This window comes from Burkholderia aenigmatica (assembly GCF_048627025.1).
Lineage (GTDB): Bacteria > Pseudomonadota > Gammaproteobacteria > Burkholderiales > Burkholderiaceae > Burkholderia > Burkholderia aenigmatica.
On the sequence record NZ_CP184468.1, the window covers coordinates 1912280 to 1937252 of the forward strand.

The 24973-nt window shown below is 67.0% G+C and carries 26 protein-coding genes and 1 pseudogene; 14 read left to right on the forward strand and 13 right to left on the reverse strand.

Annotation, left to right across the window (positions count from 1 at the left end; genetic code table 11):
• Nucleotides 1-77: 77 nt before the first annotated feature.
• The 6 genes from ACN8ZM_RS08930 (at nucleotide 78) to ACN8ZM_RS08955 (ending at nucleotide 4121) form a co-directional block, all read left to right on the forward strand.
• Complete coding sequence (locus tag ACN8ZM_RS08930; RefSeq protein WP_420209821.1) at nucleotides 78-242, forward strand: hypothetical protein; 165 nt, start codon at nucleotides 78-80, stop codon at nucleotides 240-242.
• Nucleotides 239-1495 (forward strand): MFS transporter, encoded by a 1257-nt coding sequence (locus ACN8ZM_RS08935; RefSeq protein WP_420209822.1) that lies wholly within the window; start codon nucleotides 239-241, stop codon nucleotides 1493-1495. Before ACN8ZM_RS08930 ends, ACN8ZM_RS08935 begins: the two co-directional genes overlap by 4 nt.
• Before the next feature lie 276 nt (nucleotides 1496-1771).
• The gene (locus ACN8ZM_RS08940) at nucleotides 1772-2872 is read left to right on the forward strand and encodes an NAD(P)H-dependent flavin oxidoreductase (RefSeq protein ID WP_420209823.1); all 1101 of its coding nucleotides are present in this window, start codon (nucleotides 1772-1774) and stop codon (nucleotides 2870-2872) included.
• Between the two features lie 172 nt (nucleotides 2873-3044).
• A complete protein-coding gene (locus ACN8ZM_RS08945; protein ID WP_420209824.1) occupies nucleotides 3045-3416 on the forward strand; it encodes a GFA family protein in 372 nt (123 codons plus the stop codon).
• Nucleotides 3413-3541, forward strand: coding sequence for a hypothetical protein (locus tag ACN8ZM_RS08950; protein ID WP_260865350.1), 129 nt, complete (start codon nucleotides 3413-3415; stop codon nucleotides 3539-3541). The genes ACN8ZM_RS08945 and ACN8ZM_RS08950 overlap by 4 nt, the downstream gene beginning before the upstream one ends.
• Before the next feature lie 124 nt (nucleotides 3542-3665).
• Complete coding sequence (locus ACN8ZM_RS08955) at nucleotides 3666-4121, forward strand: MarR family winged helix-turn-helix transcriptional regulator (RefSeq protein WP_043182920.1); 456 nt, start codon at nucleotides 3666-3668, stop codon at nucleotides 4119-4121.
• 48 nt (nucleotides 4122-4169) lie between these two features.
• Here ACN8ZM_RS08955 and ACN8ZM_RS08960 read toward each other — a convergent pair whose 3' ends face one another.
• The 3 genes from ACN8ZM_RS08960 to ACN8ZM_RS08970 form a co-directional block, all read right to left on the reverse strand.
• Nucleotides 4170-4886 carry a GNAT family N-acetyltransferase gene (locus ACN8ZM_RS08960; RefSeq protein WP_420209825.1) on the reverse strand — a complete coding sequence of 239 codons (717 nt, stop codon included), beginning with the start codon at nucleotides 4884-4886 and terminating at the stop codon, nucleotides 4170-4172.
• Between the two features lie 106 nt (nucleotides 4887-4992).
• Complete coding sequence (locus tag ACN8ZM_RS08965; RefSeq protein WP_420209826.1) at nucleotides 4993-6378, reverse strand: ATP-binding protein; 1386 nt, start codon at nucleotides 6376-6378, stop codon at nucleotides 4993-4995.
• Nucleotides 6375-7040 carry a response regulator transcription factor gene (locus ACN8ZM_RS08970; RefSeq protein WP_420209827.1) on the reverse strand — a complete coding sequence of 222 codons (666 nt, stop codon included), beginning with the start codon at nucleotides 7038-7040 and terminating at the stop codon, nucleotides 6375-6377. Before ACN8ZM_RS08970 ends, ACN8ZM_RS08965 begins: the two co-directional genes overlap by 4 nt.
• A gap of 284 nt (nucleotides 7041-7324) precedes the next feature.
• On the opposite strand from ACN8ZM_RS08970, the gene ACN8ZM_RS08975 reads away from it, so the two are divergent.
• Both ACN8ZM_RS08975 and ACN8ZM_RS08980 read left to right on the forward strand, forming a co-directional pair.
• Nucleotides 7325-7852 (forward strand): DedA family protein, encoded by a 528-nt coding sequence (locus tag ACN8ZM_RS08975; protein WP_205822987.1) that lies wholly within the window; start codon nucleotides 7325-7327, stop codon nucleotides 7850-7852.
• 43 nt (nucleotides 7853-7895) lie between these two features.
• Nucleotides 7896-8504 (forward strand): annotated as a pseudogene (locus ACN8ZM_RS08980) (class I SAM-dependent methyltransferase); the annotation flags it as partial.
• A 382-nt stretch (nucleotides 8505-8886) separates the two neighbouring features.
• Here ACN8ZM_RS08980 and ACN8ZM_RS08985 read toward each other — a convergent pair.
• The 5 genes from ACN8ZM_RS08985 to ACN8ZM_RS09005 all read right to left on the reverse strand — a co-directional run bounded on the left by ACN8ZM_RS08985 (nucleotide 8887) and on the right by ACN8ZM_RS09005 (nucleotide 11219).
• Entirely contained in the window at nucleotides 8887-9216 is a 330-nt protein-coding gene (locus ACN8ZM_RS08985) for a DUF4148 domain-containing protein (RefSeq protein WP_420209828.1), read from the reverse strand.
• Between the two features lie 54 nt (nucleotides 9217-9270).
• A complete protein-coding gene (locus ACN8ZM_RS08990) occupies nucleotides 9271-9600 on the reverse strand; it encodes a DUF4148 domain-containing protein (protein ID WP_301768950.1) in 330 nt (109 codons plus the stop codon).
• Nucleotides 9601-9661: 61 nt separating this feature from the next.
• Nucleotides 9662-9988, reverse strand: a complete 327-nt coding sequence (locus tag ACN8ZM_RS08995) for a DUF4148 domain-containing protein (protein ID WP_205822982.1) — start codon at nucleotides 9986-9988, stop codon at nucleotides 9662-9664.
• Between the two features lie 70 nt (nucleotides 9989-10058).
• Entirely contained in the window at nucleotides 10059-10478 is a 420-nt protein-coding gene (locus ACN8ZM_RS09000) for an organic hydroperoxide resistance protein (protein WP_043183177.1), read from the reverse strand.
• A 276-nt stretch (nucleotides 10479-10754) separates the two neighbouring features.
• Nucleotides 10755-11219 (reverse strand): RidA family protein, encoded by a 465-nt coding sequence (locus tag ACN8ZM_RS09005; protein WP_175984815.1) that lies wholly within the window; start codon nucleotides 11217-11219, stop codon nucleotides 10755-10757.
• 213 nt (nucleotides 11220-11432) lie between these two features.
• Here ACN8ZM_RS09005 and ACN8ZM_RS09010 point away from each other — a divergent pair, with 213 nt between their 5' ends.
• A complete protein-coding gene (locus tag ACN8ZM_RS09010) occupies nucleotides 11433-12398 on the forward strand; it encodes a LysR family transcriptional regulator (RefSeq protein WP_089450523.1) in 966 nt (321 codons plus the stop codon).
• A gap of 31 nt (nucleotides 12399-12429) precedes the next feature.
• Here ACN8ZM_RS09010 and ACN8ZM_RS09015 read toward each other — a convergent pair whose 3' ends face one another.
• Both ACN8ZM_RS09015 and ACN8ZM_RS09020 read right to left on the reverse strand, forming a co-directional pair.
• Entirely contained in the window at nucleotides 12430-13137 is a 708-nt protein-coding gene (locus ACN8ZM_RS09015) for an SDR family NAD(P)-dependent oxidoreductase (protein ID WP_043182936.1), read from the reverse strand.
• A gap of 307 nt (nucleotides 13138-13444) precedes the next feature.
• Nucleotides 13445-14362, reverse strand: a complete 918-nt coding sequence (locus ACN8ZM_RS09020; protein WP_420209829.1) for an AraC family transcriptional regulator — start codon at nucleotides 14360-14362, stop codon at nucleotides 13445-13447.
• Nucleotides 14363-14500: 138 nt separating this feature from the next.
• Here ACN8ZM_RS09020 and ACN8ZM_RS09025 point away from each other — a divergent pair, with 138 nt between their 5' ends.
• Nucleotides 14501-15466, forward strand: coding sequence for an SDR family NAD(P)-dependent oxidoreductase (locus tag ACN8ZM_RS09025; RefSeq protein WP_420209830.1), 966 nt, complete (start codon nucleotides 14501-14503; stop codon nucleotides 15464-15466).
• Between the two features lie 398 nt (nucleotides 15467-15864).
• Here the strand turns inward: ACN8ZM_RS09025 and ACN8ZM_RS09030 are convergent, their stop codons facing one another.
• Nucleotides 15865-16701, reverse strand: coding sequence for an AraC family transcriptional regulator (locus ACN8ZM_RS09030; RefSeq protein ID WP_420209831.1), 837 nt, complete (start codon nucleotides 16699-16701; stop codon nucleotides 15865-15867).
• A 163-nt stretch (nucleotides 16702-16864) separates the two neighbouring features.
• On the opposite strand from ACN8ZM_RS09030, the gene ACN8ZM_RS09035 reads away from it, so the two are divergent.
• Genes ACN8ZM_RS09035 through ACN8ZM_RS09045 form a run of 3 tightly spaced genes read left to right on the forward strand, consistent with a single transcriptional unit; the run spans nucleotide 16865 to nucleotide 21213 of the window.
• The gene (locus tag ACN8ZM_RS09035) at nucleotides 16865-18304 is read left to right on the forward strand and encodes an efflux transporter outer membrane subunit (RefSeq protein ID WP_420209832.1); all 1440 of its coding nucleotides are present in this window, start codon (nucleotides 16865-16867) and stop codon (nucleotides 18302-18304) included.
• Nucleotides 18305-18313: 9 nt separating this feature from the next.
• Complete coding sequence (locus ACN8ZM_RS09040; RefSeq protein WP_420209833.1) at nucleotides 18314-19678, forward strand: HlyD family efflux transporter periplasmic adaptor subunit; 1365 nt, start codon at nucleotides 18314-18316, stop codon at nucleotides 19676-19678.
• On the forward strand, nucleotides 19675-21213 hold the full coding sequence (locus ACN8ZM_RS09045) for a DHA2 family efflux MFS transporter permease subunit (RefSeq protein ID WP_420209834.1): 1539 nt from the start codon (nucleotides 19675-19677) through the stop codon (nucleotides 21211-21213). The genes ACN8ZM_RS09040 and ACN8ZM_RS09045 overlap by 4 nt, the downstream gene beginning before the upstream one ends.
• A 480-nt stretch (nucleotides 21214-21693) precedes the next feature.
• Here ACN8ZM_RS09045 and ACN8ZM_RS09050 read toward each other — a convergent pair whose 3' ends face one another.
• On the reverse strand, nucleotides 21694-22581 hold the full coding sequence (locus ACN8ZM_RS09050) for a LysR substrate-binding domain-containing protein (RefSeq protein ID WP_089450707.1): 888 nt from the start codon (nucleotides 22579-22581) through the stop codon (nucleotides 21694-21696).
• Nucleotides 22582-22734: 153 nt separating this feature from the next.
• Here ACN8ZM_RS09050 and ACN8ZM_RS09055 point away from each other — a divergent pair, with 153 nt between their 5' ends.
• The gene (locus tag ACN8ZM_RS09055) at nucleotides 22735-24303 is read left to right on the forward strand and encodes an MFS transporter (protein WP_420209835.1); all 1569 of its coding nucleotides are present in this window, start codon (nucleotides 22735-22737) and stop codon (nucleotides 24301-24303) included.
• A 130-nt stretch (nucleotides 24304-24433) separates the two neighbouring features.
• Here the strand turns inward: ACN8ZM_RS09055 and ACN8ZM_RS09060 are convergent, their stop codons facing one another.
• Entirely contained in the window at nucleotides 24434-24895 is a 462-nt protein-coding gene (locus ACN8ZM_RS09060) for a RidA family protein (RefSeq protein ID WP_420209836.1), read from the reverse strand.
• Nucleotides 24896-24973: the final 78 nt, after the last annotated feature.

Sequence of the window (24973 nt, forward strand, 5' to 3'; positions counted from 1 at the left end):
TCCCGGGATTCGACTCAATCTAGACTTCCTTCAACCGATGGACGCGCATGGCGTCCGTTCAGCGAATGGAGGTCAACATGCATCAAGCGCTTCCCGACCCGCGTCGTGCCCGTGCGGCCGGACTGACGCACCGCGTGGTGTCCGCTCTCGGCATTGCCCGGTTCGCATGCGTGCCGTTGCCGGCGAGCTTCGCCGCGCACGGCTTTCCCGCACCGATGACCGCGACGGCGAGGCTGCAATGAGCACGATCTCGCACGCGCCCGCCGCGGCCCGGGCCGAACGGCCCGCCGCCAGCTATGCCGATCGCAACGCGCGCTACTGGCGGCGCAATCTCGCCGTCTGCGTGTTCGGCTCGTTCACGACGCTCGTCAGCCTGAGCATGCTGCTGCCGTTCCTGCCGCTGTACGTGCGGCAACTCGGCGTCGATGCGCAGTCGGCCGTGATCCAGTGGTCGGGCATCGCGTTCGGCGCGACGTTTCTCGGCACGGCCGTCACCGCGCCGCTGTGGGGCCGCCTCGCGGATCGCTTCGGCCGCAAGCCGATGCTCGTGCGCGCGGCGATCGGCATGGCGATCGTGATGTCGCTGATCGGCGTCGCGCACAACGTGGTCGAACTCGTCGCGCTGCGGCTGCTCGCGGGGCTCGTCGGCGGCTACGCGTCGGCGTCGACCGTGATGGTCGGCACCCAGGCGCCGCGCGAGCGCGCCGGCTGGGCGCTCGGCATCCTGTCGACCGGGGCGCTTGCGGGCAACCTGGTCGGGCCGCTCGTCGGCGGGCTGCTGCCGGGCTGGCTCGGCATTCGCGGCACGTTCTTCGCCGGTGGCGCGATGATCGCCGTCGCCGCGCTGCTGACGATCTTCGTCGTGAAGGAAGACTTCCACGCGGGCACCGATGCCCGAACACGCACCACGAGCGCCGCGGCCGGCACACCGCACCGCACGAATCGCGCGGCGGTCGCCGCGCTGCTGGTGACGGCGATGATGGTGCTGCTCGCGAACATGTCGATCGAGCCGATCATCACCGTCTATATCGGCGGCCTCGGGGTCGGTGGCAATCACCTCGCGCGCATCGCCGGCGTCGTGATGGCGTGTTCGGCGCTCGGCAGCATGCTGACCGCCGCACGGCTCGGCGCGCTGGCCGACCGGATCGGCAGCTGGAACGTGATCATCGGCTGTTTGCTGCTGACCGCGCTCGCGATGGTGCCGCAGGCGTTCGTCACGCACTGGTGGCAGCTTGGCGCGCTGCGCGTGCTGATGGGCATGACGCTCGCGGGCTTGCTGCCGTCGATCGGCAAGCTCGTGCGGCAATCGGTCGACGAGCGTGCGACCGGGCAGATGCTCGGCTACCTGCAGTCCGCGCAGTTCAGCGGGCAGGTGATCGGCCCGGTGATCGGCGGGCAGATCGGCGTCGCGCTGGGGCTGCATTCGGTGTTCTTCGTCACGGGCGCGCTGCTGGCAGTTTGCGCGGGGCTCGCGCATTGGGCACGCGGCCGATAGCGGCTGGCCGGCGGATCGCAGGCTGGCGTAGGATGGGCGCAGTTGCGGGGGGCGCGCGCCGGGAAGCGGCGACTACGTACGCGTTCACCGCGCATCGCGGACGCCGCAGTCGCAGACACTGCATCGCACGGCGGCACATCGTTTTCGACATCGCTTTCACGTGACCGGTTGCGCACCCAGCACGACGAACGCGCACCGATCCGAACCCGACTCACGCGTTTCGGCCCGCATCCGGCCGAAGCATTTCGATGACGGATCTTGCAGGAGGCAAGCAACATGAATCAATCGACCGACAACCGGACACTGTTGCGCGCGCTTGGCATGCGCGCACCGATCGTCCAGGCGCCGATGGCCGGCGTCAGCACGCCGGCGCTGGCGGCCGCCGTGTCGAATGCGGGCGGGCTCGGCTCGCTCGGCGTGGGTGCGACGAACGCCGACGGCGCCCGCAAGATGATCCGCGACACGCGCGCGCTCACCGACCGGCCGTTCAACATCAACGTGTTCTGCCACCAGCCGGCGCACGCCGACGCGGCCGTCGAACGCGCGTGGCTCGCGTGGCTCGAGCCGGCGTTCCGCGAGTACGGCGCGACGCCGCCCGCATCGTTGTCGGAGATCTATACGAGTTTCGTCGTGGACGAAGCGATGCAGGCGATGCTCGTCGAAGAGAAGCCGGCCGTCGTCAGCTTCCATTTCGGCCTGCCGTCCGCGGACGTGATCGCCGCGCTCAAGCGCGCGGGCATCACGCTGTTCGCGGCCGCGACGAATCTCGACGAGGCGCAACAGATCGCCGCCGCCGGCATCGACGCGATCGTCGCGCAGGGGATCGAAGCGGGCGGACACCGCGGCGTGTTCGATTCGACCGCGCACGACGATCGGCTCGGCACGTTCGCGCTCACGCGCCTGATCGTGCGCGAATGCGCGCTGCCGGTGATCGCCGCCGGCGGCATCATGGACGGCGAGGGCATCGCCGCCGCGCTCGCGCTCGGCGCACAGGCCGCCCAGCTCGGCACCGCGTTCGTCGCGTGCCCGGAGACGTCGATCGACGACGGTTATCGCCGCGCGCTGCTCGGCGACGCGGCGCGCCGCACAACGTTCACGGCCGCGATCTCGGGCCGGATCGCGCGCGGCATCGCCAACCGGCTGACCGCGCTCGGCGACGATGCGCACGCGCCGGCCACGCCCGCGTATCCGATCGCGTACGACGCCGGCAAGGCGCTGCATGCGGCCGCGAAGGCGAAGGGTGAATTCGGCTACGGCGCGCAATGGGCCGGGCAGGCGGCGCCGCTCGTGCGGTCGCTGCCGGCGGCCGAGCTGTTCGCCGCGCTCGAACGCGAAACGCGGGCGGCGATCGAGCGGATGCAGCACGTGCTGGATTGATCGCGCGATCCGCAGGCAACGGGCCGCAGCCACATGCCGGCGATCGGGGAACGCACCCCGATCGCCGTCGATTTGCAATGTTCTGTATCTGCACGAACCGTGGATACATCGCGATACAACGCACGTTCGGGCGTCCGCTATAAAGCAGGCATGACCTCTTCGGGAGTGCATCATGTCTGCAACCTGGTTCAAAGGATCCTGCCATTGCGGGGCCGTCAAATTCGAAGTCCGAACCGCCGTTACGTCGGCAGCGCGCTGCAACTGCAGCCTGTGCCGCCGGCGCGGCGCGTTGATGAGCCCGATGTTCGCCGCCAGCGAACTGAAGATCGTCGAAGGCGAGGGCGCGCTGACGTGCTACCGCTTCAACACGCGCACGGCCCGTCACTATTTCTGCAGCCATTGCGGCGTCTACCCGTTCCATCAGACGCGCAGGGATCCCGCCTGCTGGCGCGTCAATCTCGGCTGTCTCGACGGCATCGACCCGTATGCGCTCGACGCGACGGTCGCCGACGGTGCGAGCCTCTCGGTTGTGGAGGACGCATGAAACGCTGGCTGATGATCCTGCTGTTCGCAGCAGGCGGGCTCGCGACCGAAATCGCGCATCCGGTGCAATGCACGCTGCTGTCTGTTAACCGCACACAGACCGGCAAGCGCCGCAGGGCGGACTGACGGCGCGCCGGCAGCGTCACGCCGCTCCGCCGGTTCATCGAGGCCGATTATCATGCTTCCGATAAGATCGCACGCGATATATAATGCGTCCATCTGCAACCGTTCGCGTCGCTGGAGGACGTTCATGAAACCGACCGAAGCCCCATCCGCCGCCGCGCCGAAGCTGTCCGAGTTCCTGTGCTTTGCGATCTACTCGGCGAACCTCGCGTTCGGCAAGGCCTACAAACCGATCCTCGAAGAGCTCGGCCTCACGTATACGCAATACATCGCGATCATTGCACTGTGGGAGCAGGACAACCAGACGGTCGGCCAGCTCGGCGAGAAGCTGTTCCTCGAATCCAATACGCTGACGCCGATCCTGAAGAAGCTCGAGGCAATGGGCTACCTGGAGCGGCACCGCGATCCGTCGGACGAACGTCAGGTGCTCGTCAGCCTGACGAAGAGCGGCCGCCGCTTGCGCGAGAAGGGGCTCGACATGAATCTGGTCGAAGCCACCGGGTTGAAGCCGGACGAATTCGCGAAGATGCAGAAGGCGATCGTCACGCTGCGCGGCAACCTGATCCAGTCAACCGAAGAATAAACGCCCGGACAAGCGGCGGCCGGCACGTGTATCGTGCCGGCCGCGTCGTCATGCGTGCGCATCGCCCAGCACCAGCAGGTGCATCTCGCGGCGGATGGCGAAACCAAGGGCGAGATAGCGTTCGATCGCGACCTGGTTCGACGTGAGGACGTGCAGGAAAGGCGTATCCGCGCGCGCATCGATCTCCGCAATCAACGCCCGCATCAGACGCGCCGCGAGCCCTTGCCGCCGGAACGCGGCATCCACGCACACGGCGCTGATCTCGGTATACCCGTCGATCTGCATCCGCTCGCCGGCCATCGCGGCCAGCCGGCCTTCGCTGCGGATGCCGATGTAGTGGCCGAGCTCGAACGTGCGCGGGCCGAACGGGCCGGGCTGCGCGGCCGTGGTCAGCGCGAGCATGTCCGGCACGTCGGCTTCGGCGAGCGTGACATGTCCGGATTCGGGCGCCGGGTCGAGCGCCCCTTGCCAGACCATCTGCAGCAGGTTCGCGCGCCGGATCGCCGACCATCCCGCCGGCAGCTCGACCTCGTCCGGCGTGACCAGCGCCGCCGGCCCGTGTGCGGCAATCAGGGCGCGCAACGCGTCGAACGAGGCCGCGCTCGGGTCCTCGATCGCCGCAAACGGCGCGATGGCCGCCGGAAACCGCCATGCCCGGTCGTTGCCGAGCGCCAAGCGGCGCTGTCGGCCCGTCAGCGCATTCCACACCACGTGGTCGAGCGGGTGCGCACGGCCTGTCGCGTTTCCGGTCGTTGCATCGGACATCGGCTGCTCCTCGATTGAAGGTGTCGGTGGCACAGCATAGACCGTGATCGGCCGGGCAGGGCGCGGCGTAACGATATCGATCGCGTCGCCGGCACGGCACGCCGCACTAGCGCTGCCACCGTTCCGGATCCACCCAGATCGGGAACGACAGGATCACCGCCAGCCCGTTCCCGCCGATACCGGCCGTCACCTCGACCGACCCGCCGTGCGACTCGGCGATGCGCGCGACGAGCGACAGGCCGATGCCGCTGCCCGGCTGCACCGTACCCGGTACGCGGTAAAAGCGTTCGAAGATCCGCGTGCGCTCGCCGACCGGCACGCCGGGCCCGTCGTCCGCGATACGCAGCTTGACCCGCGCGCCATCCGCATCGGCAGGGATGGCGCACGTGATCTCGACCCGCCCGCCGTCACGGCCGTAACGCAGCGCGTTGTCGAGCAGGTTGCGCACCGCGATCGCGATCTCGTCCAGATCGCCCCAGACGCGCACCGGGTCGACCGCGGTCCGCACCGTCTGTCCGCGCGCATGCGCGGCCGCGTCGAAGTCGCTCGCGATCAGCGCAACGAGCCGCGACAGTTCCACCGGCCCATGCTGTTCGGCGCGCGAACCGGCATCCAGCCGCGCCAGTTCGAGCAATTGCCCGGATAGCCGCGCGCTGCGCTCGACGCCTGTTGCCAGCCGACGCAGTGCTTCGTTCTTGTCCGCCAGACTGTTCGCCTGCAACGCCACTTCGGCCTGGGCCGACAAGGCCGCGAGCGGCGTGCGCAACTCGTGCGCCGCATCGCCGATGAAACGGCGCTCGGTGTCGACGGCCTGACTCAGCCGCGCGAGCAGGCGATTGAACGACTCGACCAGCGGCCGCAGTTCGCGCGGCAGCGTCACCAGCGGCAACGGCGAGAAATCGAACGCGGCCTTCCGCTGGATCGCCTGCTGGACCTCGCGCACCGGCCCGAACGACCAGCGGATCACCCACCAGATCACGACGCCCAGCATCCCGAGCATCACCGCCGTATTGAACAGGCCGAGTTGCAGCGCGTTGTTCGCCTTCTCCTGCCAGGTCGTGGCCGGGCCGCCCGTCTGAACGTGAATCCGGCCCGCCGGATCCGACAGCGAGTAGACCCGCCAGGTCTCGTCGTGCGCGGCGCCACGCCCGGTGCTCACCCCGTATCCGTCCCGCAGGTCGGCCTTGAGTGCCGGCCCCGGCGCATCTGCGCTGTGCATCACGTTGCGGCCGTCGACCCAGACCTGGAACGCGACGTCGTATTTGCCATACGCGGTGTTCGGTACGACCGCCTGGGCGTTCGCCGCGGGCAGGCGATCGATCGCATCCGGCAACGACAGGAGCAATAGTTGCGCTGCGCTCTCGAGCATGCTGTCGCGCCAGCCGCGCTGCTCACGCCACAGGCCGATGCCGAGAAACGCCCCCCAGCTCGCCCAGAACACGACGACCGCCGCCATCACGGTCGCGAGCAGGCGCACGCGTAGCGACTTCATGCGGGGCTCTCCCCGACGCGATAGCCGAAGCCGTGCACCGTCACGATCAGTTCGTCGCCGAGCTTGCGCCGAAGTTGATGGATGTACACCGCGATCGTGTTGCTTTCGATCTCGCTGTCGTTGCCGTACACGCGCTCTTCGAGCTGCGCTCGCGTGACGACGCGGCCTTGCCGCTCCATCAGCGCGAGCAGCGTGCGGTATTCGTGAATGCTGAGCGCAACGGGTTCGCCGGCCCGCGTGACTGCCTTGCGCGCCGGATCGACGTGCACGTCGCGGTAGATCAGACGCTCCGACACGCGGCCCTGGCTGCGTCGCGTCAGCGCGCGCAGCCGCGCATAGAGCTCGTCGAGCTGGAACGGCTTCACGAGATAGTCGTCGGCACCGGCGTCGAGGCCGCGGATCCGGTCGCTCAACTGATCGCGCGCGGTCACGATCAATACCGGCGTCGGGTCGTAGTTCGCGCGCATCGCGCCGAGCAGCGCGAATCCGGACGCGCCCGGCAGCTGCAGGTCGAGCAGCACCGCGTCGTAGTCGTGGCCGACGAGCGCGAGCCGCGCGGCCGGCACGTCGGCCGACCAGTCCGCGCGCCAGCCGTTCTGCCGAAGGCCCGCGCAAACGGCGTCGGCCAGCATGACATCGTCTTCCACCAGCAGGATATGCATCGGTTTCGCTCCTCGAATGTCGAGGTCGCCAGCCTGACCGACCGCGATTAAAAACTTCTTAAAGCCTGGGGGCCACGATGCGTGCCATTCGCCGCATTGCCGGTGCAATGCATCTGGCGTTTTTTCGAGAGGCTCGCGATGACCGTGTCACGTCCTTCAATTTCGTTGCTGCAACGCAATGCGGCCCGAAGCACCCGCTTCGCACCGCCCCGGTGCGGGCCATTCTGGCATGGAAGGTCGCGCACGTCGTGCGCGTTGCGCGCCCGCCGCGCGGGAGCCGCGCGATGAACCAGCTCGCCACGCTCGTCCCGTTCGGCCTCGCACTCAGCCTGGCCAGCGCCAACGGCATCGCCTGCCTCGTCGGCCTGTCGCTGATCGAACGGCTGATCCCCGTGCTGCCGTCCCACGTGCTCCTGACGATGATCGGCGTCGCCAGCGCGCAAGGCGCATGGACCCTGCCGGAAGCGATCGTCGTCACGGCGCTCGGCAGCTTCGCGGGCTGCCTGTTGCATTACGCGCTCGGCAACCTGTGGCCGGAAGACAGCGTGCTGACGCTGCTGCGCCGCGTCGCGCCGCTGGGCAGGCTGCAGCCCGCAAGAATGGACGCGCTGATCGACGGAATCCGCACGCGGCCCACGCGGCTCGCACTCTGGTCGCAACTGGTGCCGTTCGTCCGGCTCGTCGCCCCGGCGCTCGCCGGCTTGCTGGAAACGAGCTTCGCGCGATTCGCGTCGGGCGCCGCGGCCGGCATCGCGCTATGGAACACGCTGTTCATCACGGCGGGCTACCTGGCCGCGCAAGCGGCCGCCTAGCCGGACATGTCGTTGCCCGATCGAACCCGCCTGGAGCCTGTCGATGCGAATCCCTGAATGGATGCTGTTCCTGCATACCTGGTTGCGCAATCCGCGCCGGGTCGGCGCGCTCGCGCCGTCCGGCCTGGCGCTCGCCGCACTGATCACCGCCGATATCCCGCGCGACGGCGCCACCGTGATCGAACTCGGTGCGGGCACCGGCGTGTTCACGCGCGCGCTGCTCGCACGCGGCGTCGCGAACGACAGGCTGGTGCTGGTGGAAGCCGATCCCGCTTTCGCGAACGCGCTGCGACAGCAGTTTCCCGCGTTGCGGATCATGCAGATGGATGCCGCGCAACTCGGCATGACGGGCGACTTTTTCGGCGGGGCGCGCGCGGATGCGATCGTGAGCGGGTTGCCGCTCGTCGCGATGCCGGTCGAACAGGCCGTGGCGATCGTTCACTGCGCGTTCGCACGTCACCTGGCCGCCGATGGCGCGTTCTACCAGTTCACGTATGTGCCGCGCTGCCCGATCCCGGCGCGCTATCTGGAGGCCATGCGCATTCGCGCCGTCAGGATCGGCGTCGCGTGGATGAACTTTCCGCCCGCCATCGTGTATCGCTTCGAACGCCGGATCGACAGGGTCCGGCAGCAGTGGCCGGGGGCGCGGCCGCAGCTGGATACGGTTGCGCACGCAACCACTTTGCACGGCCTCGACATCGCCCGATTTCCCCATGCGCCATCACTCAACTCGAGCGGCGCCGGGCCATCGACGGAGGGACATCCATCATCGTGAACGCGCTCGGGCAGGGGTGCTGTTCGGCCTGCCACCGCTGCGGTCGCTTCTTCCACACTGGCTGGTTGCTGGAGTTGGCAACCACATCGGCGCCGCGCGCCATCGAATCCCGAGCCGACGCACGCGTGGGGCGCAGGTCGACCTGCAACGCTGTTTTTTGCGGAAAACCGACGAGGCGCGCGTCGTGCTCGCGCGCCCCCGTTTCTCGCACGTCGTACCGAGCTGCCCGGATGGGCTCGACGATTCCGCCACGCCATGCTCAATGACCGAAGTAGATCGAGCGCTCGACCGTGCGAACCGCGCTGCGACTGCCGGACTGCGTCGCATCGCCAGCATCGCTGCCGTAACCGGACGCTTGCGACTCGACCGCGACTGCCTCGTTGTCGTGGACCCGGCGCAGCGCGGCCTGGAGATTGTCCGGATAGTTCGGGTCGTTGGGCCGGTTCGGCAGGTAGCCGGTCTTCTGCAGCGCGGCCAGTTCCGCACGCACCTGCGCGCGCGTCACGGTGCTTTCGCCCGCAAACGCCGGTGCGGCAACAGCAGCCGACACGGCAACGAGAAGGGCGGCGATCAGTGGGGTCTTCATCATTCACCTCGACAAGAAAGGGGGGATTCAGCGGTTGCGCAACGTGCGCGGTTTCGTTCAATGACCGAAGTAGATCGAGCGCTCGGCGATCCGCGTCGCGGGCCGGCTGCCCGACTGCGTCGCGGCGACGGCATCGCTGCCATAGCTGGACGTCGCCGCATCGGCCACGGCGGTGTCGTTCGTGTGAATGCGCGTCAGGGCGGCCTGCAGATCGTCCGGATAGTGCGGATCGTTCGCGCGACCCGGCCGATAGCCGGCCTGTTCGAGCTGGACGAGTTCGGCACGCACCTGCGCGCGGGATACGACGGCTGCATCGGCGAACGCCGGTGCGGCAGCGGATGCGGAAACGGCCACGAGAAGGGCGGCGATCAATTGGGTTTTCATCATTTACCTCGACAGGACTGGGATAGAAAGGAATCAGGGTTCGCGTATCGACGATGCGCCGCGCTCAATGACCGAAATACACCGAGCGATCGGCCACGCTGACCGCATGCCGACGGCCCGATTGCGTCGCCGCATCGCCGTTGCTGCCGTAGCCGGAAGCCTGCTCGGTGCGGGCGACCGCATCGGCCGCATGGATCTGCGTGAGTGCAGCCTGAAGATCGTCCGGATAGGTTGCGTCGGTCGCGCGATTCAACGGGTAGCCGGCCTGTTGCAGTTGCGTAAGCTCGGCGCGCACCTGCGCACGCGTCACGGTGGCTTCGCTGGCAAACGCCGGTGCGGCAACAGAGGCCGAAACAGCGACGAGCAGGGCGGCGATCAGTCGGGTATTCATCATTCACCTCGAAAGGAAAGAAAAGGAATCGGGCATTCGGCAGGCGGCGCTCGGCCGCCCGATGCATCGTTCAAGCGATACGGATGTCGACGTCGATGTTGCCGCGCGTCGCCTTCGAATACGGGCAGGTCTGGTGCGCGGCATCGACGATGCGCTGCGCGACGTCGCGATCGAGCCCCGGCACGCTCACGTTCAGCCGGGCCTGCAGGAAGTACGCGTTGCCGGCGGTGCCGAGATCCACTTCCGCGTCGACCGCAAGATCGGCCGGCAGCGTCACCTTCGCGGCACGCGCCGCAAGCTGCATCGCGCCGATGAAGCAGGCCGACCAGCCGGCCGCGAACAGTTGCTCCGGATTGGTGCCGGTGCCGGCGCTGCCCGGCGACGACAACTGGATGTCGAGGCGGCCGTCGGAACTGCGCGCCGCGCCGTCGCGGCCGCCCGAAGTCGTATGCGTCTTGCCCGTGTACAGCACTGTTTCGATCTTGCTCATCATTTGCTCCGTCAGTTGGGTGGTTTGTTTCAGATGCGATTCGATCGCATGCGATGGAGTTTCGTCGAGACGATCGGCCTCGTCAAGCGCATTCGATTAAATCGCATACGATATTGTGTATTTCAATGTATCTGGAACGTGTGCGGCATTGCCAGACAAGGATTCCCGGCGATCGATCCCTGATATTCGAAGGATCGGCACAAGCAACGCATCCGGGCAAGGCGGGCGAAAACACCCTCCGGAAATGGCTGGCCGCCCCGCAGGGCGGCCGAACCGTCACGCCGGGTCGATCTCGGCGATCACGACGAGAATCACGGCCGCATCGGCCGGCAACTGACGCTGGGAGAACGCCGAGCGCGCGTGTCCGGCCTTGCCGCCCAGCACGGCGGCGAACAGGTCCGACGCGCCGTCGATCACGGCCGGCTGCCCGAAAAAGCCGTCGGCCGAACTCACGTGCCCCTCGACGCGCACGATCTTGCGCAGGCGTTCGAACCCGCCCAGGTGCCGGCGGATCTGCGCGAGCACGTTCAGCGCCGCAAGCCGGGCGGCATGCTTGCCTTCGTCGGCGCTCAACTGCTCGCCGACGCGGCCGGTATAGGCGATCCTGCCGTCAACGAGCGGCAGTTGTCCCGAGATGAACAGCAGGTTGCCGGCTTCGCTGACGGCCGTATAGCTGCCGAGCGGGTTCGGCGGTTCGGGTAACGCGAGGCCGAGGTCGGCCAGCTTCTGTTCGACGGTCATGTCGTGCTCCTTGCGGGATAAGGGTTCGGGCGATCGGTGCTGCCTGTGAACCACTGTAGTCATGCGGCCGAAGCCGGTAAATGTCGGCGGCGCAATTGATTCACGACGCGGTGTAACGAATCGCGCGATGCGCGCCTGCTGGTTTCCCGCGCGAGATTCATGCACACTCGGCTTCATCGCACGCCACACGCCGGAGACGACAGGAATCGCCCCATGCAACGACAATTCGACGATCTGCTGCTCGGCAGCATCGAGCTGTTCTGTCTCGCCGCCGAACTCGGCAGCTTCACGCTGGCGGCCAACGCGGCGAGCGTCACGCCGGCCGCGGTCAGCCGGTCGGTCGCGCGGCTCGAGGAGCGTCTCGGCGTGCGGCTGTTCGTGCGCACGACACGCCAGATCCGCCTGACCGATTCCGGCCGCCGCTATTTCGAGCAATGCCGCGACGCGCTGTCGCAACTCGTCGACGCGGAACGCGAGGCGACCGGCCAGCAGGCCACGCCCGCCGGCTTGCTGCGGATCAGCATGCCGACGCCGTACGGACACTATCGCGTGCTGCCGCTGCTGCCGGCGTTTCGCGAGCGGTACCCGGACGTGCGCGTCGAAACCCACCTGAGCAACCGCAACATCGACTTCGCCGAGGAAGGCTACGATCTCGCGATCCGCGGCAGCGCGCCCGCCGATTCGAACCTGGTCGCACGCAAGCTGGAGGACGCCGAGCTCGTGGTCGTCGCGACGCCCGGCTACCTGAAGCGCGCAGGCATGCCGACCGCCATCGACGACCTGCATGCGCACGAATGCATCCAGTTCGAGCTGCCGAGCAGCGGGCGGCCGATTCCGTGGCTGTTCAACGATGGATCGGAGGGAATCGATGTCGCCACGACCGGCAGCTACAGTACGTCGGGGGACTACATTGCCGGTGTGACGCTCGCGCGCAGCGGTGCGGGCTTGTTCCAGACCTATCGCTTCATCGTCGAGCAGGATCTGCGCGCCGGCACGCTTGTGGAAGTGCTGCCCGGCCTGGGCGGCCGGTCGCGGCCGTTCATGCTGCTGTATCCGCATGCGCGCTTTCTGTCGTCGCGCGTGCGTGTATTCGTCGATTTTCTCGTCGAGCATCTGGCGCACGCGCCCGCCAGGCCGGTGGCCGCGACACGCGCCAAACGGGCCGGCGCATCGCGATAGGTGCGCCGGCTCGCGGTTTCAACGCTGCGCGTCAATGCCCGGCGCTCTGGCCGCCGTCGACATGCAGGATCTCGCCCGTGACGAACGGCGCCGAGTCCAGGTACAGGATCGCGTCGACGATGTCGCTCATCTCGCCCATGCGGCCGACCGGATGCAGCGACGCGAGCGTCGCATGCGATTCGGGCGCATGCATCGGCGACTTGATGATGCCGGGCGACACCGCATTCACGCGGATGCCGGCCTTCGCATACTCGATCGCGAGCGACTTCGTCGCCGCATTCAATCCGCCTTTCGTCAGCGACGCGAGCACCGACGGCACATTGCTGTTCGCGTGATCGATCAGGCTCGTCGTGATACTGACCACGTGGCCGCTGCCGTGCTTCTGCATCGCGGCGATTGCATGCTGCGTGACGTGGAAGAAACCGCTCAGGTTGACGCTCGTGATCTGCGCATAGTCGTCCGCGGTGTATTGCGTGAACGGTTTCGCGATGAACACGCCGGCGTTGTTGACGAGCGTGTCGACGCGGCCGAAACGTTCGATGGCGGCGTCGACCACGCGCCGTGCGACGGCCGGATCGCCGATGTCGCCCGCGACGGTGACGAGATCAGGATCGTTCGACGGCCCGATCGAACGTGACGTGGCGACGACGCGATGGCCGCGGGCCCGGAATGCGTTGACCGTTTCCGCGCCGATGCCTTGCGATGCGCCGGTGACGATGATGACTTTGGATGCGCTCATGATATGCCTCGATAGGTGAATGGTTCTCGGCTTCGGTGCCGACCGGATCAATGAATCCGATGGACCAACTGTAGGCGCGCCGGTCACGATCTCGAACACCCACCGTGGAGCAACAGTCTTGCGTCGGGGGAACAAATCGGGAGGAGGGAGGCTGCCGTCGCGCGGCACATGCGTGAACCGCGTCACCGGCCGGGAGCGCGGGCAGTAAGGGTGTCCGACGGAAATAGCGTGGTGATCGGGGTGCAGTGCGAACGGCGATAGATTCGCGAGCCGGCTGTCGTCGCCTGCCCCGGGTTGCAGCCGGATTTCAGCCGGCCGGATCGATGCCGAGACCGCGATAGGTGCGCGGCGAGCAACCCACGATGCGCTTGAACGCGTGTCCGAACGCGCTATCCGAGTCGTAACCGAGCTGCTGCGCAATCGCCGACACGGACACGTTCGAGCGGCGCAGTTCGCGCATCGCGAGCTGCACCCGCCAGCGCAGCACGTACTCGAGCGGCCCGAATCCCATCCGTCGCTTGAAATGCAGCGCGAACGTCGAACGCGATACATGACAGCACGCGGCAAGATCCTCGACGGTCCAGCGTCGTGCCGGGGCCGCGTGAATCGCGCTGAGCGCCGCCGTGACCCGCGCATCCCCGAATGCGGCGAGCCATCCGGTGTCGTCAGGCGCGCCCTCGGTCACGTAGAGCCGAAGGATATGCACCAGCATCATGTGCCCGAGCTGCCTGACCATGAGCGACGCCCCCGGCGACGACGCGCCGAATTCGTGTGCGAGCTGCTGCAACGCCCAGCGCATCACCGCCGCCTGCTCCGACTCTCCGTTCACGACAACCACCGGAGGCAGGCCACCAAGCAACAGCTGCGCCCCGTCCTCATAAGAGAAGCGGCCACCGATCAGGAAACAATTCGTCGGCTCGCCGTAGTGCGCGATGCCGCTCTCGGTATTCACGTACACCTCCGCCGCGGCCACCGGCGCGACGGCCGGATCGCTCGCCAGCCAGAACGCGCGAGGCGCGGTGAGCAGAAAGCAATCGCCCGCGCGCAGCCGGACGGGCGGACCGGCACCATCGACCGTCAGCCAGCACGAACCTTCGACGATCGCATTGAACTTGATCCCGTCGGGCGGGGGAAGGGCGATCGCCCAGTCTCCACCGGCGCGCAGGCCCGTGAAATAGGAGTCGCGCGTTTCCAGCAGCGACAGCACCTCCGATAGCGGATCCATGCACCCCTCGGACGATCTCGACGAAAAACCGGAGTTTATTGCATTCACAGTCCAGGAACGTCACCCGACAATGAATGCCATGCATCGACGCGGCCGACGCCCGGCCGCGAGCGCCATGCATCACTTCAGGAGTCTTCCATGACGAGTCATCAGATACCCGTGCATTCCGGCTTCAGTTCCGCATCGACTGCCAGCGACGTGCTGGCCGGCGTCGATCTGGGCGGCAAGACCGCGATCGTGACGGGCGGCCATTCGGGCCTGGGCCTCGAAACGACGCGCGCACTCGCGCAAGCGGGTGCGAACGTCGTCGTCGGTGCACGGGATCCCGAGGCCGCGCGGGCCGCGACGCACGGCCTGAGCGGCGTCGAGATTACCGCGCTCGACCTCGCCGATCTGGCCAGCGTAGCCGCATTCGCAGCACGTTTCGTCGACGCACGGCGCGACGTGCACATCGTGATCAACAGCGCGGGCATCATGGCGTGCCCCGAGACGCGCGTCGGCGATGGCTGGGAAGCGCAGTTCGCGGTCAACCACCTCGGCCATTACGCGCTCGTCAACCGACTGTGGCCCGTGCTCGCGCATGGGCACGGCGCACGCATCGTCGCGGTGTCGTCGCTGGGGCATCGGCTGTCGCCGATCCGCTGGGACGACGTCCAGTTTGCGCATGGCTACGACAAATGGCTCGCATACGGACAGTCCAAGACCGCGAACGCGCTGTTTGCGGTGCAGCTCGATGCGCTCGGCGCGCGCAGCGGCGTCAGGGCCTACTCGCTGCATCCGGGCAAGATCGCCACGCCGCTGCAGCGGCATCTGACCCACGCGGAAATGATGGCGCAAGGCTGGGTGGACGAGCACGGGGCGCCCATCGATCCGACTTTCAAGACAACCGCACAAGGTGCCGCGACCCAGGTGTGGGCGGCGACGTCGTCACGCCTCGCACATCTCGGCGGGGTCTACTGCGAGGATTGCGACATCGCGACCGTGACCACGAGCGACGAGGAAGCAGGGGTGCGACCGCACGCGATCGATCCCGGAGAGGCCGCCCGCCTTTGGGCGCTGTCCGCCGAACTGACCGGCATCGACGTCTTCGCCACGCGGCGCTGACATTCGCCCGGTTGCGACCATGCGCGTCATGCCTCGGTCATTTCACGCGTTTTTCCGGTCCGGTGGAGTTGCCGGACCGGCGTTTTCGAATGGTCTGGTTTCGATCATGGCGATTCCATTTGGATAACTTTTCTTATCACAATAGCTCCATTAAATATCCAAACTCGCCGTTTCAAAAACGCATCTGGTGTTCGACTTCCCGGCCCATCCCCGTGTATTCCTCGATCGATTCGATGGAGGGGAGGGCGACCATACGCTGCACCCGCATTCAATCCAGCGCGCTCACGCGTACCGGCACGACATCGTCAGCCCGTCGGCCGGTCGCGCGGCGGCTGTAGCGACGTCAAGGCAGGTGCTGTACCGGCAGGGGGATAGGAGCGGGGCAAAGCCGCGCCGCGTTATGGCTGCGCGCGCTTCGCGAAGTAATGCGCGGGCGAATCGCCGAACGCGCGACGGAACATTGCGATGAAGTTGCTCGGCGTCGCATAGCCGAGCGCATCGGCGATTTCGGCGACGCGCTCGCCATTCGCGAGGCGTTCGAGCGCATGCGTCAGACGCGCCTGCTGACGCCATTGCGCGAAGCTCGTGCCGGTTTCCGCGACGAACAGCCGGCTCAGCGTGCGGGCGGACAACCCGGCCCATTCCGCCCACGCTTCGAGCGTGCGGCTGTCGTGTGGCTGCCCGAGGATCCCGTTGGCGATGCGCAGCAGCCGCCGGTCGCGCGGCATCGGCAGGTGCAGCGGCTCGTGCGGCGCGCGACGCATCTCGTCGAGCAGCACGACGCTGATGCGCGCCTGCTCGACATCGAGCCGATCCTGGTCAGCCCACGACACCGCGCGCCGCACGAGCGCGCGCATCAGCTCGGTGATCGCGATCACGCACGGCCGGCCCGGCATCCGCCGGCTCGCGGCCGGTGCGATCACGACGCTCCAGCCGCTCAACGCACCGCTGATGCTGACCTTGTGCTGCTCACCCGGCGGAATCCAGCCCGCGCGATGCGGCGGCAGCAGCCACGAACCGTGCGGCGTGCGCACGTGTGCGAAACCGCTTTCCACGCAGAACACCTGGCCGCGCAGATGACTGTGCCAGTCGACCTCACGGGTGCCGAGCCGGTACGTATTGCTGCCGTCGTCTTCGCCCCAGACGGCGATCAGCGACGGGCCGTCCTCGCGCTCGCTCGGATCGGAGTCGACGCGCTGCACGGTGCGCGGGGGAGAAGGGTCTCGGATGGGCATGGCCGGAATTCATTATTTTTTGTCTAAATAACATTATCAGCTTTGTCCGGGAGCGTCCAACAATGCGTGTCATGTTCAAACCGATACGAAGCAGAGGAATGCGATGCATGCAGCACTTGCTCCCTGGACACACCATGCCGGCGCGCGGCGTAGCGTGTCGCGAATGGCAGCCGCCGCGGCGCTCGTCATGCTCGGCGCGTGCGCGAACCGCGACGGGCTCGCGCCGGCCGGCACGTTGCGCAATGCCGATGCGCTCGCCGCATCGCGCAGCCTCGCGCATGCGCCGGCCGCCGACTGGCCGGCCGCCAACTGGTGGCGTGCGCTTAACGATGCGCAACTGACTGCCCTGATCGACGAGGCGCTCGCCGGCAACCCCGATCTCGCGACTGCCGATGCGCGCGCCCGCGAAGCGCAGGCGCTGGTAGTCGAGGCGCAGGCCGCGCGGCTGCCGCATCTCGTCGGCCGCGCGAGCGCGAAGGCCGAGCGGCTGTCAGGCACCCAGTTCTCGTCGGGCGAGGGCGGCGGCTTCTTCAGCCACACGCGCGAGATCAATCTCGGCCTGAGCTGGGATCTCGATCTTTGGGGCGGCCGCCGTGCCGCGTGGGAAGCCGCACTCGGCGAAGCGCGCGCCGCGCAGATCGATGCGCAAGCCGCACGCGTGCTGCTGTCGGTGAACGTTGCGCGCGCCTACGTGAATCTCGCGTACGCATTTGATCAGCAGGACGTCGCGCAGGCCGAATACACGCGCGCCGACGAAGCGCTCGTGCTCACGCGCCAGCGCGTCACGAAAGGCATCGACAACGTCGCGCAGCAACGCCAGGCGGAAAGCGAAGTCGCGGCCGCGACGCGCGAGCAGGCCCGCACCGCGCAGGCGATCGACAGCACGCGCATCGCGCTAGCGATCCTGCTCGGCGCGGGCCCCGATCGCGGCCTCGCGCTCGTCCGTCCCGCGCCGTTGCCTGCCGCCGCGCTCGCGGTGCCGGCCGACCTGCCGGCCGCGCTGCTCGGCCGGCGCGCCGACCTCGTCGCTGCGCGCTGGCGGGTCGAGGCAGCCAGCCGCAATGTCACGGCCGCCCGTGCGGATTTCCTGCCCAACGTCAGTCTCACCGCGCTGATCGGGCTCGCGACGCGCGGCGGCGCATCGCTGTTTCAGGCCGCGTCGCGCACCTACAACGCCAGCCCGGCCGTGAGCCTGCCAATCTTCGACGGCGGCGAACGGCGCGGCGTGCTACGCAGGCGCGACGCGCAATACGACCTGGCGGTTGCCGGCTACAACAAAGCACTGATCGGGGCGATCGGCGAGGTCGCCGACGATCTGCACCGGCTGCATTCGCTTGCCGTGCAGGCCGATGCGCAGCGGCATGCGTTCGACTCGGCCACCGATGCGTGGCGGCTCGCGGACGCGCGCTACCGGGCCGGCGTCGGCAGCTATCTCGACGCGCTCGTCGTGCGCCAGCAACTGCTGGTCGCGAGCCGCGAGGTCGCAGCGCTGCGCGCGCAGCGAGCGGACCAGTCACTGCAGCTCGTCGCCGCACTCGGCGGCGGCTTCCGCGCCGAGCCGGAAGACGCCGCGCTCGCCACCACACCTACCCACCATCCCTGACATCGAACCATGAGCAGCGACAACTCCCTGCAGACTCCCGCGCGGCCGGCCGCCGCCGAATCCACCCGAGCCGGACAGCAGCCGGCTGCCGATCACACCGGCGCACCGCGCGTACCGAGTGGGTCGGACACCCGCACGCAACCGGCACCGGGCGGGGCCGCGCCCGCGACGCCGCCGCCCGCGCGACGCAAGCACCTCGTGCGCGCGCTCGTCACCGTATTCACGTTCGGACTCGTCGGTTGGGGCATCTGGTACGCAATCGCCGGACGCTGGTACGAATCCACCGACAACGCATACGCACACGGCAACGTCGTCGAGCTGACGTCGCAGGTGACCGGCACCGTCGTGTCGATCGACGCGGACGACGGCGACCTCGTACACGCCGGCACGCCGCTCGTCCGTCTCGACCCGAGCGACGCGCAGATCACGCTCGAGACCGCGAAGGCCGATCTCGCGGCAACGGTCCGCAAGGTGCGCGGCCTGTACAGCAACGAGCGCGGGCTTGCGAACAGCATCGGCGGCGCACGCGCCGAACTCGACACGCGACGCACCGCGCTCGACAAGGCGAGGGCGGACTACAGCCGACGCGAGGATCTCGGCCGCTCCGGCGCGATTTCACGCGAGGAACTCGCGCATGCACGCGACACGCTGACGTCCGCGCAAAGCGCGTACGCGGCTGCGCAGAGCGCGCTCGCGACGCTGAGCGAGCAGCACCAGACGAGCAAGGCGCTGATCGACGACACCGCGGTCGCGTCGCACCCCGACGTGCAGGCCGCGGCCGAACGGCTGCGTGCCGCTTTCCTCGCACATGCACGCACCGACGTCGTCACGCCCGTCACCGGCCATGTCGCGAAGCGTACGGTCCAGGTCGGGCAGCGTGTGTCGTCCGGCATGCCGCTGCTCGCGGTCGTGCCGCTGCGCGAGCTGTGGGTCGACGCGAACTTCACCGAGAAGCAGCTCGAACACATGCGTATCGGGCAGCCGGTCGAACTGAGCGCCGACCTGTACGGCGACGCGGTGCGCTATACCGGCCGCGTGCAGAGCCTCGGGGTCGGTACCGGCAGCGCGTTCTCGCTGCTGCCCGCGCAGAACGCGACCGGCAACTGGATCAAGATCGTGCAGCGGCTGCCGGTCCGCATCGAACTGACGGATCCAACGCAGCTCGACGCGCATCCGCTGCGCATCGGCCTGTCGATGCACGCACGCGTCGACCAGCACGACCGTAGCGGCGAGATGCTGTCGCGTCGCGAGCAGCGCGATCCGGTATTCCACACCGACGTGTACCGCGACGAGCTCGCACGCGCCGACAGCCTGATCGCCGATGTCATCCATGCGAACCTGCCGGCGGCAGGGCGCGCGGAGGCAGGGCGATGAGCGCCCCGATGGCAGCCGCCGACAGCGGCTTTCGTCCGTCGAGCGTCGCGCTGACGACCTTCGGCCTCGCGCTCGCGGTCTTCATGCAGGTGCTGGACGGCACCGTCGCGAACGTATCGCTGCCGACGATCGCCGGCAACTTCGGCGTGAGCACGACGCAGGGCGCGTGGGTCGTCACGACGTTCTCGGTCAGCAACGCGATTGCGCTGCCGCTGACCGGGTTTCTCGTCAAGCGCATCGGGCAGGTGCGGCTGTTCGTGTGGGCAACGCTCGCGTTCACGTTCGCGTCGCTCCTGTGCGGCCTCGCGCAGAACCTGCCGCAGCTCGTCGCGTTCCGCGCGCTGCAGGGCCTGGTGGCGGGGCCGATGATCCCGACCACGCAGGCGTTGATGCTGTCGATCTACCCGCCGCAGCGGCGCGGCTTCGCGCTGTCGATGATCGCGATGGTCACCGTCGTCGCGCCGATCGCGGGGCCCGTGTTCGGCGGCTGGGTCACCGAGCATTATTCGTGGCGCTGGGCGTTCCTGATCAACCTGCCGATCGGCGTATTCGCCTCGATGTGCGTGTTCGCACAGATGCGTGCCCGCGTCGAGACGACCGTTGCCGCGCGCGTCGACTATGTCGGCCTCGCCGCGCTGATCGTCGGCGTCGGCGCGCTGCAGATCGTGCTCGACAAAGGCAACGAGGCCGACTGGTTCAACTCGACGTTCATCGTCGTGATGTCGGTGGTCGCCGCGTTCGGCATCGCGCTGTTCCTGATCTGGGAGCTCAACGAGCCGAATCCGATCGTGAACCTGCGGCTCTTCGCGCATCGCAACTTCGCGGCCGGCACGCTGACGCTCGTGCTCGCGTACTCCGCATTCTTCGCGGTCAACGTGATCGTGCCGCAGTGGCTGCAGCGCACGCTCGGCTACACGGCGTTCTGGGCCGGGCTCGCCGTCGCGCCGATGGGCGTGATCCCGGTGCTGATGACGCCGTTCATGAGCAAGTACGCGGCGCGCGTCAACATGCGCATGCTCGTGTGCTGCGCGTTCGCGATCCTCGGCACGTCATCGTTCCTGCGCGCGGGCTTCGTGCCCGACATCGACTTCACGCACATCGCGCTGATCCAGCTGCTGCAGGGCCTCGGCCTCGCGCTGTTCATCATGCCGATCAACAGCATCCTGCTGTCGGACCTGAAGCCGGACGAGATCGCCGCCGGCTCCGGCCTGTCGACGTTCCTGCGCACGCTCGGCGCGAGCTTCGCGGTGTCGATCACGTCGTTCCTGTGGGATCGGCGCGCGATCCTGCACCATGCGCAGCTCAGCGAGCACGTGAGCCCGTTCGATCCGGCCGTGCGGACCGAGGTCGCGCGGCTCGGCGGTGGCGATCCGCAGCGGGCGGCGACGCTGCTGGGCAACCTGGTCGACGCGCAGGCATACCAGATCTCGTTCAACGACGTTTCGTTCGCGCTCGGCTGCGTGTATCTCGCCGTGATCGCGGTGGTCTGGCTCGCCCGTCCGCCGTTCGGCCCCGGCGCCGCCGCGAAGCGGTGACGAAGCTGCGCGGCCTCGGACGACGCGCCGGTGATGCCGTCAAGCAGACGAGGGCACGGGCCGGGGCGGTGCCGGCAGTAGTGGTCGTTGCCGGGTAGGGGTACGGCGGGGGCAGGTGAATTGATTGCGGACCTCGCGCGATGCGTTCGGTCGCGCCGCGGTCGCTTGGGTTCAGGCGGTCACCGGAGCCGGAAACAGCGTTCGTGACGATTCTGTCGCTCGCGCTGGATGTTCTGCATCAGTCGCCCTGGATCCGGGTAACCGACGCAAACCCTTCCGCAACGGTCGGCGGCGCAAAGCGGGATGCAACGCTTTCGATACTCGCATCGGGGACGCGCTGGTCCGCCGGCCTCCGCGCGTTCCGTTCTTTTGCGATATCGGGAAGACACGGACGGTGCGGGCGAAGGTTCGTCGCAGCGAGCGCTCGCCCGCGCGCTTTCCGTGATGTATCCGTACCGGAAAGCGACGAGAAAGTAGCCGCTAGTGCAACGCTGCCTCTTCCGTGATGCAGTCGACGAACGCTCTTACCTTCGGCGAGCGCTGCCTGCTCGGCGGCCAAAGAATCCGGTAGGTCACGGAAGGCGCGGCGTCCCCTTCGAGGACGGGGCGCAAGAATCCGTCCCGGAGTTTGTCTTTGACTTCATGGTCCAGCAGGCAGGCGATGCCGGCGCCGTCACACGCCAACGCGAGAAGCGACGGGCTCATGTTCGAGACGGCGGCCGCTTTGAGCTTGATCTCGGCCATCGGCGTTCCATCCGGGAACGGCCAGGGCTGGATTTTCCCGGTACTCGGATATCGATACAGCAGCACCGCATGATGCTCGAGATCCCGAGGTCGTTCCGGTATGCCGTACCGTTCGAAATAGTCCGGCGACCCGACGATGATACGGCGGCAGGATCCCAGCACGCGTGTGATCAAGCGCGAATCCCGCGGCTGTCCTGAACGAACGACGACATCAAAACCTTCGTCGATCACATCGACCAGCCGATCGGAGTAATCCACCTCCAGCTCGATCTCCGGGTAACGTCGATGAAACCTGGACAGGAGCTGCGGCGTCACCACGCTGGTGAGCGGCAGGCTGATCCGCAACTTGCCGCGAGGTGCGCCGGCGCGCTGCTGAAGCTCGACCTCCGCAAGATCCAGCTCGCCCAGTATGCGGCGGCACCGATCCAGAAAAATGACGCCCTCGGGGGTGAGCGCCACGCTGCGCGTACTGCGGTGAAACAGCCTGACGCCGAGGTGCGCTTCCAGCCGTGCCACATTCTTGCCGACCGCAGAAGCCGATACGCCCAAATGCCGGGACGCGGCGACAAAGCTGCGGGTATCGGCGACCCGCACGAACGATTGCACCCAGTTCAGGTTATTCATCATCGGCGTGTGAATTATTCCGGACAGGCAGGTTCATTCTGTATGGAATCGCATCCCGTTTATCCACGATAAACCGGCTTGTAGGATGGCCTGGCGAACTTGAGTCGTTTCCCTGCTGTTCGCCCCTTCATATCCATCCGAATCGAGCGAGCCATGTTCATCTCCGATACCCGCAAGCATGCCGTCGTATTGACTGCGGTCAGTCTGGCCGGCGTCATGTTTCACCTGGAAATATCCAGTGTGCCGGTCATCCTCCCCACGCTGCAGACCGTCCTGCACGGCGATTTCAAGTCCATGCAGTGGGTCATGAATGCCTACACCATCGCCTGCACGACCGTCCTGATGGTCACGGGCACACTGGCGGATCGTTACGGGCGAAAGCGCATGTTCGTCCTGAGTCTTGCCTGGTTTGCAGTGACGTCCCTGATGTGCGGTCTCGCGCAAAGCATGTCCTTCCTGATCGTCAGCCGATTCCTCCAGGGCCTGGGCGGCGGTGCGATGATCATTTCCCAGATAGCGGTGCTGTCGCATCAATTCCAGACGGGAAGGGCGCGTAGCCGGGCGTTTGCCATCTGGGGGCTGGTCTTCGGCATCGGCCTCGGCCTGGGGCCGCTTGTCGGCGGCCTGATCGTGGCGCTCTCGAACTGGCGCTGGATCTTCCTGATACACGTGCTGCTCGCCGGGCTGACCGGCGTGCTCGTTTTCAACCACGTTGAAGAATCGAGGAATCGCCACGAAACGAAGCTGGATTTCGCGGGGCTGTTCACGCTGGTGCTCGCGGTACTTGGCGCGACCTTTTTCATTACACAAGGATCGTCTGCCGGCTTCACCGGCAGCATGGGTGTCTTGCTGGCGGCAACGATCAGCCTCGTTGCATTCATCGTGATCGAATTCAGGCATCCCCAACCGATGTTCGATTTTTCCGTATTCAGGATACGTCCGCTTTCCGGCGCGCTCGTCGGCTCCATCGCGATGAATGTCAGCTTCTGGCCGCTCAATATCTATCTGCCGATCTACTTTCAGGGTGCACTGGGCTACACGCCCGTCGTCGCCGGCGCATGCCTGCTGGCCTATACGCTTCCTACGCTGGTGATGCCGCCGCTCGCGGAACGACTGATGCTTCGGTACAACCCGCGCCTGATCATTCCCGCTGGCTTGTTCACCATTGGCCTGGGCCTTTTCCTGATCCGGATCGGAAGCGGCGCGGCCAATGCCGGCTGGCTCACCGCGATTCCCGGTTGCCTGGTAGCGGGGTGCGGACTCGGTTTCACCAACACGACCGTCACCAATACGGTCACGGGCTCGATATCGAGCGACCGCGCAGGCATGGCCGCCGGTATCGACATGAGCGCGCGGCTGATCACGTTCGCGATCAACATTGCATTGATGGGATCGATCTTGTCTCAAAGCATCTTCGCGTATCTGAAAAGCGCCTGGCCGGATGCTCCAGATGGCCTGCAATTACGCGCGTTGACCGAGGTCATTGCCACCGGCAATCTTGCCCACCTTGCGCAATTCGCCCCTGTGTTGCCGACGCTCGATCCGTCCGGGCGCATTACCCACGACGCGCTCGTTCATGGCTTCGGCTCGGTCATGCTTTACGGCGGCCTGGCGGCATGGTTGCTGGCTGCCGTCAGTTTCGCGATCTTCGGTCCCGCCAGTTCATCCGCACGAGTCGTTGACGTCAATTGGAATCCTGACGACGACAAGGAATTGAACTGATCGGCAGGCCGCGGCGCGGCACATCCCCGGCACCCGTGAGCACTCTTCACATTCGCGCTTCGGCGCACGCCGCCCTGAAGCGCCGCGCCTTCACAATTGTCGAGCGGGTTGCCGACACATCGGGTGTGTATCAGGTGTTGACGACCTTCGCTGCCGTGACGGTCACTTCGACCAGCCAGCCCGGCTCGACCAACCGCACAACTTGTGCGCGAGTGCGAGCAGGCAAATTCGGTTGTGCTTTTGACCCGAAGTAGTTGCGATAGACCGTTGAAAAGCCGTCGAAGTCCGGCATGCCGTCATTCGCCAGATCCGCGACGAACAGGGCCTGTACAGCAACGACATCGCCAAGTGCATATCCCCTGGCTTCCAGGATCTGCTGAATCTGGTCCAGGACGCTTCTTGTTTGCGTCTGCATGTCGCCGAAATACTCGACCGTGCGCGACCCGGCATCCCGATTGGACGGCAACGCGCCTACACCGCTCAACGTTATGGTTTTCGCCCCTGCGGGCACTTCGATCGCTTCGGAGAATTCGCGAGCCCAGGATTCCTCGCGGGACAGGGGAGTCGGGTGTCGTAAAATTGCGTCGCTCATTTCATGTTCCGGATTGAATCTCACGGGTTCGGGCGCTGTCAGCCAGGTCGCGCTCGTGCCGCATGCGCCCACTACCGA